The 14,433-nt window shown below is 69.8% G+C and carries 16 protein-coding genes and 1 pseudogene; 7 read left to right on the top strand and 10 right to left on the bottom strand.

Features of this window, described 5'->3' with window-relative positions:
• The first annotated feature begins 178 nt into the window (after nucleotides 1–178).
• Nucleotides 179–670, top strand: a complete 492-nt coding sequence (locus tag ACWEQO_RS26580; RefSeq protein ID WP_452985516.1) for a hypothetical protein — start codon at nucleotides 179–181, stop codon at nucleotides 668–670.
• Between the two features lie 252 nt (nucleotides 671–922).
• Nucleotides 923–1,915, top strand: coding sequence for a phosphotransferase (locus ACWEQO_RS26575; RefSeq protein WP_452985515.1), 993 nt, complete (start codon nucleotides 923–925; stop codon nucleotides 1,913–1,915).
• 44 nt (nucleotides 1,916–1,959) lie between these two features.
• On the opposite strand, the gene ACWEQO_RS26570 is transcribed toward ACWEQO_RS26575, so the two are convergent.
• A complete protein-coding gene (locus ACWEQO_RS26570) occupies nucleotides 1,960–2,652 on the bottom strand; it encodes a TOPRIM nucleotidyl transferase/hydrolase domain-containing protein (RefSeq protein WP_452985514.1) in 693 nt (230 codons plus the stop codon).
• Nucleotides 2,653–2,776: 124 nt separating this feature from the next.
• Between ACWEQO_RS26570 and ACWEQO_RS26565 the strand changes: the two genes are divergently transcribed.
• Together ACWEQO_RS26565 and bla are read left to right on the top strand one after the other, a co-directional pair.
• Nucleotides 2,777–3,325: a GNAT family N-acetyltransferase gene (locus tag ACWEQO_RS26565; RefSeq protein ID WP_452985513.1), complete on the top strand. Its 549-nt coding sequence runs from the start codon at nucleotides 2,777–2,779 to the stop codon at nucleotides 3,323–3,325.
• Nucleotides 3,326–3,463: 138 nt separating this feature from the next.
• On the top strand, nucleotides 3,464–4,393 hold the full coding sequence (bla, locus tag ACWEQO_RS26560; RefSeq protein WP_452985512.1) for a class A beta-lactamase: 930 nt from the start codon (nucleotides 3,464–3,466) through the stop codon (nucleotides 4,391–4,393).
• A gap of 112 nt (nucleotides 4,394–4,505) precedes the next feature.
• On the opposite strand, the gene ACWEQO_RS26555 is transcribed toward bla, so the two are convergent.
• From ACWEQO_RS26555 to ACWEQO_RS26535, 5 genes are all read right to left on the bottom strand, one after another.
• Nucleotides 4,506–4,793 carry a hypothetical protein gene (locus tag ACWEQO_RS26555; RefSeq protein WP_361449090.1) on the bottom strand — a complete coding sequence of 96 codons (288 nt, stop codon included), beginning with the start codon at nucleotides 4,791–4,793 and terminating at the stop codon, nucleotides 4,506–4,508.
• Entirely contained in the window at nucleotides 4,790–5,221 is a 432-nt protein-coding gene (locus tag ACWEQO_RS26550; RefSeq protein ID WP_452985511.1) for a hypothetical protein, read from the bottom strand. The genes ACWEQO_RS26555 and ACWEQO_RS26550 overlap by 4 nt, the downstream gene beginning before the upstream one ends.
• Before the next feature lie 232 nt (nucleotides 5,222–5,453).
• A complete protein-coding gene (locus tag ACWEQO_RS26545; RefSeq protein WP_452985510.1) occupies nucleotides 5,454–7,631 on the bottom strand; it encodes a TerD family protein in 2,178 nt (725 codons plus the stop codon).
• A 304-nt stretch (nucleotides 7,632–7,935) separates the two neighbouring features.
• Nucleotides 7,936–8,163 (bottom strand): hypothetical protein, encoded by a 228-nt coding sequence (locus ACWEQO_RS26540; RefSeq protein WP_452985509.1) that lies wholly within the window; start codon nucleotides 8,161–8,163, stop codon nucleotides 7,936–7,938.
• 165 nt (nucleotides 8,164–8,328) lie between these two features.
• Complete coding sequence (locus ACWEQO_RS26535) at nucleotides 8,329–8,994, bottom strand: DUF4232 domain-containing protein (RefSeq protein WP_452985508.1); 666 nt, start codon at nucleotides 8,992–8,994, stop codon at nucleotides 8,329–8,331.
• A gap of 302 nt (nucleotides 8,995–9,296) precedes the next feature.
• Between ACWEQO_RS26535 and ACWEQO_RS26530 the strand changes: the two genes are divergently transcribed.
• Together ACWEQO_RS26530 and ACWEQO_RS26525 are read left to right on the top strand one after the other, a co-directional pair.
• Nucleotides 9,297–9,734: an MmpS family transport accessory protein gene (locus tag ACWEQO_RS26530; RefSeq protein ID WP_452985507.1), complete on the top strand. Its 438-nt coding sequence runs from the start codon at nucleotides 9,297–9,299 to the stop codon at nucleotides 9,732–9,734.
• Between the two features lie 222 nt (nucleotides 9,735–9,956).
• Entirely contained in the window at nucleotides 9,957–11,069 is a 1,113-nt protein-coding gene (locus ACWEQO_RS26525; RefSeq protein ID WP_452985506.1) for a helix-turn-helix domain-containing protein, read from the top strand.
• Nucleotides 11,070–11,403: 334 nt separating this feature from the next.
• On the opposite strand, the gene ACWEQO_RS26520 is transcribed toward ACWEQO_RS26525, so the two are convergent.
• The 4 genes and pseudogenes from ACWEQO_RS26520 to ACWEQO_RS26505 form a co-directional block, all read right to left on the bottom strand.
• Nucleotides 11,404–11,748: a hypothetical protein gene (locus ACWEQO_RS26520; protein ID WP_452985505.1), complete on the bottom strand. Its 345-nt coding sequence runs from the start codon at nucleotides 11,746–11,748 to the stop codon at nucleotides 11,404–11,406.
• A 398-nt stretch (nucleotides 11,749–12,146) separates the two neighbouring features.
• Nucleotides 12,147–12,424: pseudogene (locus ACWEQO_RS26515) on the bottom strand (carboxylesterase family protein); the annotation flags it as partial.
• Nucleotides 12,425–12,497: 73 nt separating this feature from the next.
• Nucleotides 12,498–12,707, bottom strand: coding sequence for a DUF397 domain-containing protein (locus tag ACWEQO_RS26510; protein ID WP_452985504.1), 210 nt, complete (start codon nucleotides 12,705–12,707; stop codon nucleotides 12,498–12,500).
• The gene (locus tag ACWEQO_RS26505) at nucleotides 12,704–13,552 is read right to left on the bottom strand and encodes a helix-turn-helix domain-containing protein (protein WP_452985503.1); all 849 of its coding nucleotides are present in this window, start codon (nucleotides 13,550–13,552) and stop codon (nucleotides 12,704–12,706) included. The genes ACWEQO_RS26510 and ACWEQO_RS26505 overlap by 4 nt, the downstream gene beginning before the upstream one ends.
• 232 nt (nucleotides 13,553–13,784) lie before the next feature.
• Here ACWEQO_RS26505 and ACWEQO_RS26500 point away from each other — a divergent pair, with 232 nt between their 5' ends.
• Nucleotides 13,785–14,432, top strand: coding sequence for an ATP-binding protein (locus ACWEQO_RS26500; protein WP_452985502.1), 648 nt, complete (start codon nucleotides 13,785–13,787; stop codon nucleotides 14,430–14,432).
• Nucleotide 14,433 lies beyond the last annotated feature (1 nt).

The raw sequence follows: 14,433 nt of genomic DNA, 5'->3' as shown, positions 1-14,433 counted from the left end.
TCGTCTCCACCCCCCTGTGGTGGCATACATAGGGGAATGCCGTTACTCCGCTCCAGGCGTGATGCGTGCTGACCCCGTGAGGCAGAGTTCCCGTAGGGCAGTCGCGGCGCTGGTTCTGCTGCTTGCCGGGTGTGGGTCGGCCGAGTCCGGATCCTCCCCCGAGAGGCGGGGCACGCGGATGGCCATGCAAGAGGCGACCGATCAGGCGGACGCCATCCTCGACGGGACGTTCGCTGCCATCGAGCCTGCCGTCCACTGGACCCACGGGGAGTCAACCGAGGGCAGTTGTGACGTGTCGCGGCGTCGCGCGGTGATGACCATCATCTCCCCGGAGCGCAGGGGAAGTTTCCTCGGGGTGGTGGAACGCTATTGGAAATCCGAAGGGTACCGACAGCTCGGTGTCAACCAGAGTGCCAAGAGTCCTGCGACATACTTCGAGACACCCGACCAGTTCCGCGTGCGCCTTCTCATCGGTGGCAACGGCCAAGCCTTCTTCGAGGTGGCCACACCATGCGTCGCCAAGTCCTCGGTGTCGCCACCGACAGCAGATACGACCGGCCCCAATTATGCAGGAAAACCCATCCCGGACCCCAACGTCCGATCTGACTTCTGGTCGGCAGCCAGCCCGATTTCCTCCGCTTCGCCAACGACGCCGACGAGCGAAGGCTGAACCGTAGCGACGCACATGCCGGCGACGCCTTCGTGGCCATCGCCACCGAGTGCCGAACGGGATGTTCGCGGTCAACGCGCAGAGGCGGCGGATGCCATGAGCGAATCTGTCTACTACTGGCAGTTCTGAAGCAGCTCCACCGCCCTGGGCCGGGTGCCTTCACATATCCGTCCCGGGGTCGACCGACGCCCGTCCCGCTCCACTGCATCCTCCACGACTTCGCACTGCTGCGGCCGGAGTTAAGGTCGCCGGATGCATCAATGCACAGGGGTAGAGGCCTTTTCGGGGCTTGCGCACGAGACGCTGGGGCCCGATTTCCGCACAGTCGGGGTGGACCGGTTGCGGGGTGGGAGCAGAAAGGGGGTCTACCGGGTCCGGGTCGACGGGCCGCGCGCGGGGAGTGTGATCGTCTACAGCTGGGCCGAGTCCGAGAACTTCTGGCCCGGTGCGGAAGGCGCCGACGCGGCCCACCCGTTCGCTCCCGCCTCCGGGCTGGCCCCCTTCCTCGCCGCTCAGCGGAGGCTGGACCGTCTCGGGGTCCGGGTTCCCGGGGTCCTCCTGGCTGACGACAGCCGCCGGCGGTACCCGGCGGACGTCGCGGTGGTCGAGGACGTGGCCGGCGGCACCCTCGAAGCGCTTCTGGCGACGGACCCCGCCCGTGCGGCGGCTGCCTTGAGGGAGTTGGCCGCCGTGCTCGACGTGATGCACCGGCAGCACAGCCGGCGCTACGGCAGGGTGGACGTGCTCGAACGGGGCGACCGGGCGAGCGGTGTCTCGTGCGAGCAGCTGGTTCTCGAGCGTGCCCTCGAGGACCTGGCGGACGTGGCGGAACGGGACCCCGGGATCGGGTCAGCCGCGAGCCCTCTGCACGACCGCCTCCAGGAGCTGGCCGCAGACGTCCCGCCGCGGACGAGCCACGGACTGATCCACGGCGAACTCGGGCCCGACCACGTCCTGGTCGACTCCTCCGGGCGTCCGGTCCTGATCGACATCGAGGGGCTGATGTTCTTCGACGTCGAATGGGAGCACGTCTTCCTTCAGCTCCGCTTCGGTGAGCGGTACCCGGCCTTGTCCCGCCCCGGCCTCGATCCGGCACGGCTCGACCTCTACATGCTCGCGATGCGTCTCTCCCTGGTGGCCGGCCCTCTGCGCCTCCTCGACGGCGACTTCCCGCACCGGGCGGCGATGCGCGGGATCGCCGAACACAACGCCAGGGAGGCGTTGGCCCTCCTGCCGTCGACGTGACCGAGCGGACAGTTCCCCACGGCCCACACCTCCCCGGGCCGAAGTCAGGTGGCCGGATGCGGCAAGAGGTCGTCGAGCAGGTCGTCGAGCAGGTCGTCGAGCGGGGCGGGTACGCGGTCGGGTTCGAGGGCCTCGACGAGGACGCGGCCGTAGCGGATCTTGCGCCCCTTCTTCGTGCCGAGGAAGCGCCGCAGTTGCTGCTGCGGGGTGCGGCCCTGCTGGGCGGGCTGGCGCAGGAACGTCCGCAGGGCGCGCAGGTCGCCCTCGGCCCGGACGAGTTCCTCGACCCGTGCCACACCCAGCGCGCGGATCAGCTCGTCCTCCAGATCCGCCGCGCAGACGAAGAACCGCTGCGGCTGTGCCGTACCGGCCACCGTAGGCCCGGCCCCGGCAGGCCCGGCCTCCGCCGACCCGGTCAAGGCACGGGCGTAGAAGGGACGTTCCCTCACGTCGCACAGTCCCGTGAGGCGCAGCCCCAGGCCGGGTGACGGCCCGAGAAGCCGGGCGAAGCGCCCTACGCTCATCGCACCGCCCATCGGCAGCACGCAGACCCCTTCGCCCTCCAGGTCCTGTCCGCGCCGCTCGGCCAGTGTGTCGACGGCCGCGGCGTCGCTCGGCCCTTCGAGCAGGACGACCGCGCGGACGGACAACCGCGCCGCCAGTTCGCGCGCGGGCTCACCCGGCCCACCGGCGTCCCACGCGACGACTGCTTCCCGGAACGCCCCCATGTCGGCCATGCGAAGAGTCTGCGCCCTCTCCGGCCGGCACGGTACGGTTTTTCTCCGCCGGAGCCTCGGCGATCTCCCCCTCGGCTGGACGAGCGGCAGTATGAGGAGTCCGGCCGACGCACGGTGGGAGAACATGGTGGAGGCGAACATGACCAACCAGTGGGTGAAGCTCGAACTGGACGTCGCAGCGTTCGACGCGCCCTACTTCGAGACGTATGTGGCACGGTGCCGCGAGGACGGCATCCGCCTGACCACCCTCGCCGAACTGGGCGACACACCGGAACACCGTCGCGCGCTGTACGCACTGAACAAGGAGTGCTCCGCGGACATCCCCGAGCGCGGGGAGTTCTACACGTACGAGGAGTACGCCGAGCGCCGATTCGGAGCCGCCGGCTACGACCCGCGCGGCATCGTGATCGCCCTGGACGGCGACGAGTGGATCGGCATGGCGGCCACGTCCCTCCAGGAGGGCTTCCTCTTCAACGAGATGACCGGCGTACGGGCCGGCCACCGGGGCCGCGGCATCTCGATCGCCATGAAGACCTTCGGGATGGCGTTCGTCAGGGAGTCCGGAGCGAGCACGGTCCGTACCTTCCACCACCCGGCCAACGCGAACGCGATAGCGATGAACCGCAGGATGGGCTACGTGGAAACGGACACGGAGACGGAGACGGATGGCTGAGCGCGGGCCGTCCCCGGCCGGCGGGGGACGCCGACTGCTCTGTTGCCCGGTTTCCCCCGAGGGCGCATCTCCCCTCGGACGGAACCAGATGATCCGGACGGGTGCTCTTGACGGTGGAGACCTCGGCCGGAGGAAAAGATGATCCTGAATACCGCAGGGAAGCCCTCGTCCCGGCGCACAGTGCTCGCCCTGGGAGCCGGAGCAGTACTGGCCACAGCCTTACCTACGAGCGGAAGTGCCCACGCCTCGACACCCGAGGGCAGCAGCGAGGTCGTGTGTCGGCTGCGGGATCTCGAACAGCGGCACTCCGCCCGGCTGGGGGTCTACGCCCGCGACGTCGCCACCGGCCGGACGGTGCGGTACCGCGCGCACGAGCGTTTCCCCGTCTGTTCGCTCTTCAAGACACTGGCCGTCGCGGCCGTGCTGCGTGACCTCGACCGTGACGGTGAGTTCCTGGCCAGGCGCGTCCGGTACACCCGGAAGGACGTCACGGACTCCGGTTACGCGCCGATCACCGGTGAGCCGGAGAACCTGGCCGACGGCATGACGGTCGCGGAACTGTGCGCCGCCACCATCTGCCACAGCGACAACGCCGCGGGAAACCTCCTGCTCCGGGAGTTGGGAGGACCCACCGCGATCACCCGGTTCTGCCGCTCCGTCGGGGACGGGACGACGCGGCTCGACCGCTGGGAGCCCGAACTGAACTCCGCCGAGCCGGGGCGCAGGACGGACACCACCACCCCGAGCGCCATCGCAGGGACCTACGCCCGTCTGGTCCTCGGCACCGCACTGGCGGCCGGCGACCGCGAACGGCTCACCGACTGGCTGCTCGCCAACACCACGGGCGGCGCGAAACTGCGCGCCGGCCTGCCCTCCGACTGGATCGTCGCCGACAAGACGGGGGGCGGGATGTACGGGACCAACCACGACGTGGGCATCATCTGGTCTCCGGGCCGCCGCTCACCCCTGGTCATGGCGGTCCTCACGACGAAACACGAGCCCGACGCCTCCCCCGACAACCCGCTGATCGCCGAAACCGCCACCCTCCTGGCAAGAGCACTCACCTGACCTCTGGAACAAGTACCGACCTGTCAGTCCTGTGCACCGAGGCTCGGAGACGGTGGGGAGCCCGGTGCACTTCCACTCCACGGGCCACCGACGCCGAGCCCGGGAGGGCACGTCAGTCCGAACGCGCCGCGTCATCCGGAGTCAGGGCGACAACAGCCACCGTCGGGGGCGGGGGCGACGGCGTGTACACATAGGCCACGGCGAACCCGGGCACGTTGTTCCGGGGCTCGATTCTCGTCTTCCGCACCTCCGTGCCGTCCTGGCGCACCGGTCCGAGGCGCACCCCGAGACGAGGAGCCTGTTCCAGTTCCTGCCGCAACGCTTCCAGTTCCTGTTCGACTCCCCATTCCTTCGCTCGCTGGGCAGCCCGCACGGTAATGGCAGCGATCACACCGCTCACGCGTCAGGGTCCTCCTGCTTCAGCTGTGCCGTCAGCTCTTGGCCCTCCTGTATGGCGATGTCGAAGTCCGGGTCCTGGTAGAGGCGAATTCGTCCCCGATAATCGACGATCACTGACGCGACCGCATGGAGATCAGCCTCCGAGGAGGCTTCCAGTGCTTGCTGGAGATCGGCTTCGAAGGTCTCCTGATCGCCGGGGAACCCGAGCCCGGACCGCAGCGCAGCCCGAATGTCGCCGATGGTCCTCAAGGGCAGTGATGCCGGGATCGGTGTCTCTGCGTGCTGTGCGCTCACAATCTTCTGCTCCTTGTTCTTCCGTTCTTCCCGTTCCACGAGGAGTGTCCTACATCTTCGTATCCTCATCCTGTGCAGTCGCCGCTTCGAGCCGAGGTCGGCGGCGGCACAGAGGCAGGACTCCCAGAGTGCCACCAGCGCTGGAGAGGAAAGGTGCAGCCTTCCGGACCGAGCCGCTGGTGCACGCCGTTCTCTTCGGCCGTGGCCGTGCGGAACAGGCCCCGAAAACACCTCGGGCGGTGCCCGCGCGGTGAGCGCGGGCACCGCCCGAGGCGATGTAAGAGGGCGAGGAAAGCGAAAGGACTTGTTCAAGGAAGGAGTTGAGAAGGAAGCCCCTTCATGGCCTCGCCGTGGGCAACGCTAGCACTCAGCCCGGGATCACGTCGCGCAGGTTTTCGAGGGTGATGACCCGGGAGTCCGGGTGCAGTCCCTCGGGACGTTCGAGACCGATGTACGTCACGGGCTCCTCCGGGACCGGCCCGCCGTCCCACAGGTCCGCGGCCGTGGTGGTGGTGCCGTCGGACATCAGGTCGACCAGGTACCGCACCGTCAGGTGCTCGCGCTCCACGACGGCGCGCACCACCTTGGACACCGACACCTGGTTCTGCTCGACCCGGTTGGCCGACGAGATGCCCTTCAGGTACAGGTGCAGCCACTTCGCACGCCACCGGCCGTCGTCCCCGCGCCGGAACACCAGCGGCAGCGCCACCCGGCCCGCCCCGCGGAGGTCCGACTTCATGCGCACCGTGCGCGGCTCGAACGGCCGGCCCCTCTGTTCGCCGTCGCGCAGCATGAAACCGAAGAACGACTCCTCGACCTCCTCGAAGCCCTCGCCGGCGTAGATGTTGACCTGCGGAACGATGAACGCGCCGCGCACCCGGCCCAGGGTCAGGTCGATGAACTCCGAGGCCCCCTCGGGCGCCTCGGTGAGGTCGCCCGAGTGCCTGCCCCCGACGCCACTGAGGGACGTGTAGGAGAGCCAGGAGAGGGTGTTGTAGTCCGCGTCGAGGAGCAGCGCCGAGAGGTCGTAGTCGGTCCGGTGTGCGGTCTGCTTCCAGTACACGAAGAAGCGGAGCCGTTCGCCGTCGACCGCCGAGAGCGAACCTCGCGGCAGTACGCCGAGCCCGGCCGCGGTCGCCCGGCCGCTGAGCGGGAGCGCCACGTCGAGGACGTCGGGGTCGAGCAGCAGCCGGCCCGGTGCGGGGAGCCTGCGGCGCAGCTCGGCGTCGAGGGCGGCGATCAGCCGGTCGCGGTCGGCGGCGGGGACCGGCGGCCGGGTGTCGGGGGCGGCCCAGCCGCGGCCACGGCGGTTGACGAAGATCCGGGGCGCGCCGGTCGTCCGCTCCCGGTTCTGGAAGTGCTCGCGGACCGAGAGCACCACCCGGCCGGAGACCTCGGGGGCGACCCGCGCCGCGGCGGCCACCACCGCGTCCCGCTCCTCCTGGCCGGCGGCGCTGCGCAGCAGGAGGTCCAGGGCGCGGAACAGTTTGCCGGGAGCGGACTCCAGCAGCCGCACCGCACCGGGGACGTCGGACGTGCCGAGCAGCTCCTCGGCACGGCTGTCGAAGGAGCGCGCCTCCTTCTCGCCCCGCGCCACGGCGAACACCTCGGCGGCGTGCGGCCAGCGCGGGTACTCGTGCGGGTGAAGACGCTCCCCGAGCCGCTTGAAGGGCTCGCGGTGCGCGTGCACGTCCGCCAGCTTGCCGGGGTTCGCCGCGACCACGGCGTCGAGACCCGCGAGCAGCGCACGGCGGGCCGGGCGCGGGAGAGTACGGAACCGGGTCGGCTCCTGCAGCGTCACGTCGCCGCCCGACAGCGCGCAGGCCAGCCGCAGCACGTCGGTGACGGTGTCCAGCAGGAGGTCCGTGCCGGCGGCGAGTCGGGCCTCGTTGACGACCGCCCGGTTCTCCCGGACCGGGATCGACTCCGGCTGGGGGCCGAGCGCGCAGCACTCGGCGAGGGTCCTGAGGTCACGCAGGTGCTCCTCGCCCAGCGGCGTCGTACTGCCCGCCAGGGCCAGGTACAGATCGGTCAGTTCGTCGTCCAGGCCCCGCCCGAGGTGCAGCACGGTCACCCGGTCGCCCGCCGAGGCGATCAGCTCGTCCTGCGCCGCGAGCATCTCCTCGTAGGTGTGCTGGTAGCGGCCGTACGTGGGGAGGCCGAGCAGGTTCAGCGCCCCGTGCGTCAGCTGCGTCAGCACGCTCTCGCGCGTGGTGTCGTCGCCGAGCGCCTCCGCCACGCACCGCATCCAGAACTCCTCGGTGTCGGGCACGTTCGCCGGGAAGTCGATGAAGTACGCGTTGTGCCGGACGTGGTCGCCCACCATCTCGCGCACGGTGCGCAGCGTCCGCTTCGCGGTGTGCAGGACCGCGGCCTCGGACAGCCCCGACAGCCGCTCCAGCAGCTCCGCCGAGAGCTTGAAACCCACGGACGTCAGCGCCGCGTCGAACTGTCGCGCGGCGACGGCTCCTTGCCCGGCGGAACCTCCGGGGGAGGGAAGGCGGTGGGTGTGCCGGATGACCAGCGATTCGAGACTGTGCGCCATTCGGGGATGGTCGCAGAGGTGTGCGAGCCGGCGCACCGGAGTTTCCGTACGCGCTCCCACGAGGGTCCGGCGAGGACGGCAGCCGGACCCCGCTTCCCACCTACGGGTGAGCGACACGTTCCGGGAGCGCATCGCCCCGGCACTCTTCCAGGTGAACGCGTACTTCCCCGTACCGCTTCTCGGCGCGGCTCCGCACAGGGCCCGGGACGGCCCTCCCCGCAGCGCCGCCGGCGCAGCCCGCCGTGATTCCGACGAACCGCCGACGACGCAGATCACCTGTAGGGCTGTTCATTCCCTTTGCCTCTCACCTCGAGCCCGAGAACGACGACATGTTCCACACACGCGTCACACCCGTCACAACAGCCATGCCGGCACCGGTCGCAGTGAGGAAAGCCAGAGAGGACACGGTGGGGTTGACCCAGGCCGGGACGAGGTCGAACTCCGCATTGCACTTGTTGTGCAGCGGGAACCAGCGATCGGCCTCGTCGGCGTGCCGGATCCGGTAGTCGTCGTCGTACTTCTGGCCGTGCACGAGGGGGCACCCCAGCGGCGCTGCCGGACCGCCCGCGTACGCCCGGTACGCGGACGGCCCTCCGCCTTGCGATCACGACGCACCGGACACCGCGAGCCCCACCCCGCGGACAGGCGAAGCCACTTCACGGCCAGGACCCGGGACGGATCGCGCACCGCGATCCGCTCAGCTGAAGGGGACGGCATCCGCCGGGACGGTGTGCCAGTTGGTGACGATCGGCTTGTCGACCGTGATGGTGCCGACCTTGAGGGAGACCGGGTTGGGGTCTTCATCGCCGACGCCGACGATGATGGAGTCCAGTTCCTTGCCACCGTCTTCGTTGGTGGTCTTCGGGTTGACCCCGGCGTACGCGGTGGTGCTCCCGCTCAGCTTGATCTGCTTGCCGACGGTCTGCTCCGCGGGCCCCGCCTGGGTGCCGTCGGAGCCGAACGCCACGGTCGGAAGCGCGGCGGGCAGGTAGCAGGTGATCCCCGACTTCGCCTTGGCCATGATCAGGATGTAGCCGCCGGCCTGGCTCTCGGACCTGGTGCTCCAGGAGATGTCGTTGGCGCCGCAGACCTGCTCGACCGGCTGCCGCCCGCCGTCGCCCGTGTCGACGCCGGAACCGTCCGACCCCTTGTCCTCCTTGACCGGCTGCCGCCCGCCGTCACCGGTGTCGGCGCCGGAACCACCCGGCTTCTTGTTCTCCCCGCCCGTTGCGGAGGAACCGGACGAGGCGGCCGCCGAGGAGTCCGCCGCGGGGGTGGCTCCGTCCTCGCAGGCGGTCATCAGCAGGGTGCCGCACACGGCGACTGCGGAGAGGAGTAAGGCCTTGCGGCGGTTGCTGGACATGAAATCCCCCTGAGGGCAAAGTAGTTGAGTCCGGGGCCGTGGCGGCTCCCGGTGGTCGCTCGATCACTATGACGGGACCCCGAGCCGAAGGGTCACCGGCGTCTCCGCTCCAGGACAACGCTGTCACCAACCGGTGACACGGTCACGGACAGTCGGAGGAGCCCGGACCGGTTCGACAGTGCAAGGCAGCCGGTGCCGGTATTGACAAGCGGCTTGGCGCAGCCGATAACGAGTTGACTTCGCTTTCCCTTCGACCGTTGTGCACGCCCAACACAGTTGACGTGAACGGGGGTTCCATCCGTATGAACCGCATCCGTCGTTCCCTCATGCCCGCGCTCGTCGTGGGCGGCCTCGTCCTCGGCCTGGGTGCCTGCTCCGAGACCGCCGAGAAGGCCGAGGAGGAGCTGGTCGAGGAAGTCGACCGGCAGCTCGACGAAGAGTACGAGGTCACCTATGAGGTGACCGGTGAGAAGGCCGACTCCATCGAGTTCAACGCAGGCGGCGGGGACGCGGCCGACCCGAAGTTCGAAACGGTGGACAACCCCACGCTGCCGTGGAAGAAGACGGTGAAGCTGCGTGGCATCGAGGCACCCGTCGTCATACCGGTGACCGTGGACGCCGATGGCTCGGGCAACCTCTCCTGCAAGATCCTTCACAAGGGCAAGACCCTGGCCGAGGAGTCCGACGCGGGCACGGTCTCCGTGACCGGCTGCGTCGCCGCCTCCCCGATCGTCGGCTGAGCCGGTGGCCGCCGAGGCCGGTCCACCCCCGTGGGTCCGGCCTGCGGCGACGTCAAACGAGCCTGAACCGTGGGAACTTGTCCGGCAACGGTGTGCGCTGTCCGGGACAAGGGCCGGGCTGTCCGGGCCGGTCGGAAGGCTGTCCGGAACAGCGGAGGCGGGACGCCCGACGTGGCCGGGTCGGGGATTGCCGGGTGTGAGGCGCCTGACGACAATGACGGAATGGCGATCTCAGGCGGCATGGAGCCCGGTGAGGCGCGGACTCCGGCCGAGTACGTCGGACTGCTGCGGCGGCTCAAGGAGCACAGCGGGCTGACCTACCGGCAGTTGGAGGAGCGGGCCGCCGAACGCGGCGACGTGCTCGCGCGCAGCACCCTGGCGGACGTCCTGCGCCGGGACTCACTGCCGCGGGCCGAGCTCGTCGCGGCGCTGGTACGGGCCTGCGGCCCCGGGGAGGACGTGGCCGAGTGGCTCGCCGCCCGGGAACGGCTCGCGGAGTACGAGCACCTCGCGGATGCGGAGAGGCCGGAAGCCTCCGGGGCCGGCGATGCGCCGGAGTCCGATCGCGCCCTGGACGCCGACCACGTTCCGGGGACGGGCCGCGCCCCGGAGAGCGGGACCGCCGAGGGCGAGGCCACCGGTGGCGGTCGTACGCGTAACACCCTGCTCACCCCGCTCACCCCGCTCGTCGCGCTGGCCTCGCTCGGGACGGTCGTCCTGCTCGTCATCGCCGCAGTGGTTCTGCTGCCGGACGACGAACGGACGGGAGACTCCAAGGGCGGTGGCCCGGAGGCCCCCATGAGCCCGGCGGCCACCCCCGTGGCGGCCGGGCCGACTCCCGGGTGGTCGCGGTTACGGCCGGTCGGGGCGCCGACGTTGTGCCTGACCGACGGGGAGGCCCGGGTGGACGGCGACACCAAGACGGTCGCGGTGCAGCGGCCCTGCACGGAGGCGGTGCCGCCGCGCACGTATCTCCAACGGGAGTCCGACGGCCTGTACATCATCAAGTGGGACCACCCGGACCACGGCCCCGGCTGCCTCACCGTCCTCGACGGGGGGCCGTTCCACGGGATGCTCGAACCCTGGCCCTGGAAGGCCTGCCAGGGCGGCAGCACCGCCCAACGGTTCCGCATCGAGCCCGCCCCCGGCGGCGGCACGGACCACTGGCGGTTCAGGCCGGCCCAGGACGCGGAACCCCTGTGCGTCGGCATCCGCGAGAGAGCCGAGGACCCCGACGGCTCCCAAAACTCCGACAAGGCGGGCGCGGTGGCCGTGGCCCAGCGGTGCACCGTGCAGGACGCCAACGGCCAGGTGTTCATCATCGAGCCGGAATGACACACCGTCACCGACCGCGCGCCCACCACCGCACCCGGCCCCACCCCTCGTCGTCCGGAAATCCGCTCCGCCCATGAGGTGCCACCCGTACGTCACCGGCCTCCCGGGGCCCTCCCGCCGGCGTACGAGCGTGAGACGCGCAGTCGAAAGGGGCGCCCGAAGCCACCTTCTGTGCCTTCGGGCGCCCCTCCTGCAAACACTCCCCATCAAGGAGACCCACGCCAGGCCTGCACCTCGGGTGTGCGGGCGAGACCGTCACCGGAGTGACGACAAGCCGCCGTGCCGTCTGCCTGCGCGTCCGGCCCACTCCGGAGGCGGGGGGCTCCGGGAGTCATCAAGCCCTGACGGGTCCTCCCGTGCCCGGAACGACCCGCCAGTTGCTCCCATGGGAAGTGCAGTAGGCGTACGACCAGCGGTTGTCGTTCGTCTGGACCCCCCTGGCGATCTTCGTGCTCTTGCCGTTCGTGCAGGTGACCTTCGCGTAGTAGGCGAAGGTCACGTCACAGCGAACCCCGTACGTCCTGCCGTCCACATCCCACGCCTCACCGTTGGTGCACCACGAGGGGAGGGCCAGCGCGCCCTGCGGTGCTGCCTCGACGGCCTGTGCGGGAACGGCCACGGCACCGAGAGCGAGGACAGCTCCCCCGAGTCCGGCACCAAGAGCGGAACGAATACGCACGATGTACTCCTTCTCGTCTGCTTACGGATTCAGCCGGGGCATCCCCGGCTGACAGCCTCAAGAATGGCAAGGACGAAGAAGGAGGAAAGCGGAGAAAGCTGTCCCGGACAGGGCACGGACTGTCCGGCCTGGCCAGGGCCCTGTCCGAGAAGCGTCCGGGACAGCTCCGCCGCAGTGAATGCCGGATCCACTGCGGCGGAGCCCCTGCGGTGATCACCGCGACCCACGGCGGACCGCCCCGGCCGCCGGGGCGGGGTGTACGCATGTACTTGCGGCGGCATCGGAAGGGTGGGGCGGGCATGACGATGGAAGCAGTGACCGAACTCGGGGCCGAATGCGCGCTTCGGCCGCCACACGCCCGGGCCGTGGTGCCGCTGTCCGCCCCGCTGCCGCCACACCCACACATTGACGGTGAGAACCTCTCGTCCCCCGCGCGCCACCTCGGCGAACCGGGCAACTCCGCCGACTACGGTGCGACGGGCCCGAAAACCGTGCAGTCCCGCGGTCCGCTCCAGCCGTGGACGGGCTGGGGCTCGCGGAAACGGTCAGGGCCGAAGGGCGCGGCGGCGTACAGCACACCAAGGACGGCCACCACACCGTCGACCGGCCGCCGGCCGCGCACGGGGCCGCTCGTCGTCCGAAATTCCGACCCCGCCCACGAAGGTGTGTCCCTCATGCGCCAGCAACCTTCCACGGGCCTCCGCGGCCCACGAGCGACTTGTCGGTTCCGAACAGTGGGAACCGTGGCTCTACCCGGAAGGATTGCGGGTCAGGGACCCCACGAACACACTCCACGCACCGGCCCGCACACGCACCACCGGTCCCTCCGCCCGCTTCGAGTCACGTACGAGCGTGCCGTGGGTGGAGTACGCGCATTCCACACACTCCCCGCCCGCGCCGTTGCTGTAGGACGACCTGAACCATGCCGAAGCGGGTCCCGTCCGATCCGCGGTGCTCACTTCGCGTACTCCTTCACCACTGACTTGATGAGTTGGGCGGAGCGCTGAGGACTCAGGGCCGCGGCGCGCAGCCTGTCGAAGGCCTTGGTGTACTCGCGGACGTGATGCTCGCCCTCCAGGTAGACAGCGTCCGTGATGCCGTCCCGATACACCAGGTCCGGGTCCTCGGGGGCGGGGAAACCGAGCATGGTGAAGGAGCCGGTGGCCGGGTACGTCCCCGCGTCGAAGGGGAGCACCTGCAGGGTCACGTTCGGCAACGCGGCTGAGTCAAGGGCTCGTTCGAGCTGCTCCCGCATCAAGGCGCGGTCGCCGATGACGTTGCGCACCGCACCCTCGTTCACGACGAACCAGGCATCGGGGGCGTCGGGGCGGGTCAGCATCTCCTGGCGCTCCAGCCGTACCCGAACGGCCCGGTCGATGTCCTCCGGCGAGAGGTGCGCGCCCGTGGTGTGCAACTCACGGGCGTACGCGGCGGTCTGCATCAGACCGGGCAGCAATTCGCACTGGTACTGGCGAAGTGCGGAGGCGTCCTGCTCCAGGCCGATGTAGATGTTGAACCACTCGGGCACACCGGCACCGTGCACCTGCCACCACCCGCGTGTCTTCGCCTCGCGAGCCAGCGACTTGAGGAACTCGCGCAGCTCGTCACTCGTCTCGTAGAACCGACAGAGCGCGTCGATGTCGGACGGCTGGACCCTGCCGCTGCCCGTCTCCATGCGGTTGACCTTGGAGCCGCTCCAGTCCAGTGCCTGCCCGACCTGGGCGCAGGTCAGCGTGCTCTTCTCCCGGAGCTTCTTCAGCTCGATCGACAGACGCCGACGGCGTGCCGTCGGTGATCCGGCCATCTCGTTCTCCTCAACCGCATGACGCGTAACGAGACTTCAGTCTCATGCCAAGAGGGCTGCTTGCCAATCACTCAGAAGTGGGAATCCCGTGCTGCACATTGCATGAAGGGATGGGCGGACGTCATGCTGAATCCGCGAAGCAACACAGAGTGAGCGTTCATCACGCTCCGGTGGTGCCCGTGAAGGCCGACCGGACCTCGATGGGAGAGACCCCGTGATCCAGAGAAGCTGCGTGACACGTGAGTCGTGGGACGTGCAGTTCGTCGCCCACCCGGAGGAAGTGGCCGCCCTGCGCCGCGTCGTACGGCTCCGTCTGTCGGCCTGGGGCCTGCACGAACTCGTGGACACAGCCCAGCTCTGCGTCAGCGAGTTCGTCTCCAACGTCGTCACGCACGTCGGTGTCGGTACCCGGGGCTCGCTCGTGGTCGCGATGACCGGCGCGTGCTTGCGCATCGAGGTCCACGACCCGGACACACGAACCCTGCCCGCCCTCGTCGTCGCGGAGACCGACGCCGAGGGCGGGCGAGGCATGACGCTGGTCGATGCGCTCGCTGACCGCTGGGGCGTTCAGCTCCACAAGGACCGCAAGGTGACATGGTGCGAGCTGGCTATTGGGCTCGCCTCGTCAGCAGGCGACGGGCAGGACCCGTCAGTGACGCGGGCTGAAGCGCTGTTGGACACGTACGCGAAGCTGAAGCCGGCGTCCTGCTCCTACGAACCCGGGCCCGGCAGGGTGAGTCGGGCGGTGGCGGAGGAGTCCGTGATCGACGTCATCACGGACTTCCTCCGCTGGCTCCGGGCCCACGGTGGTGACGCGGACGAGGTGCTCGACCACGCGCAGAGACGCTTCGAAGCCGCTCCGCCCGCGCACGTACGGTGAG

It is taken from the genome of Streptomyces sp. NPDC004051 (genome assembly GCF_053604275.1).
This window is presented reverse-complemented; position numbering and strand designations above follow the sequence as displayed.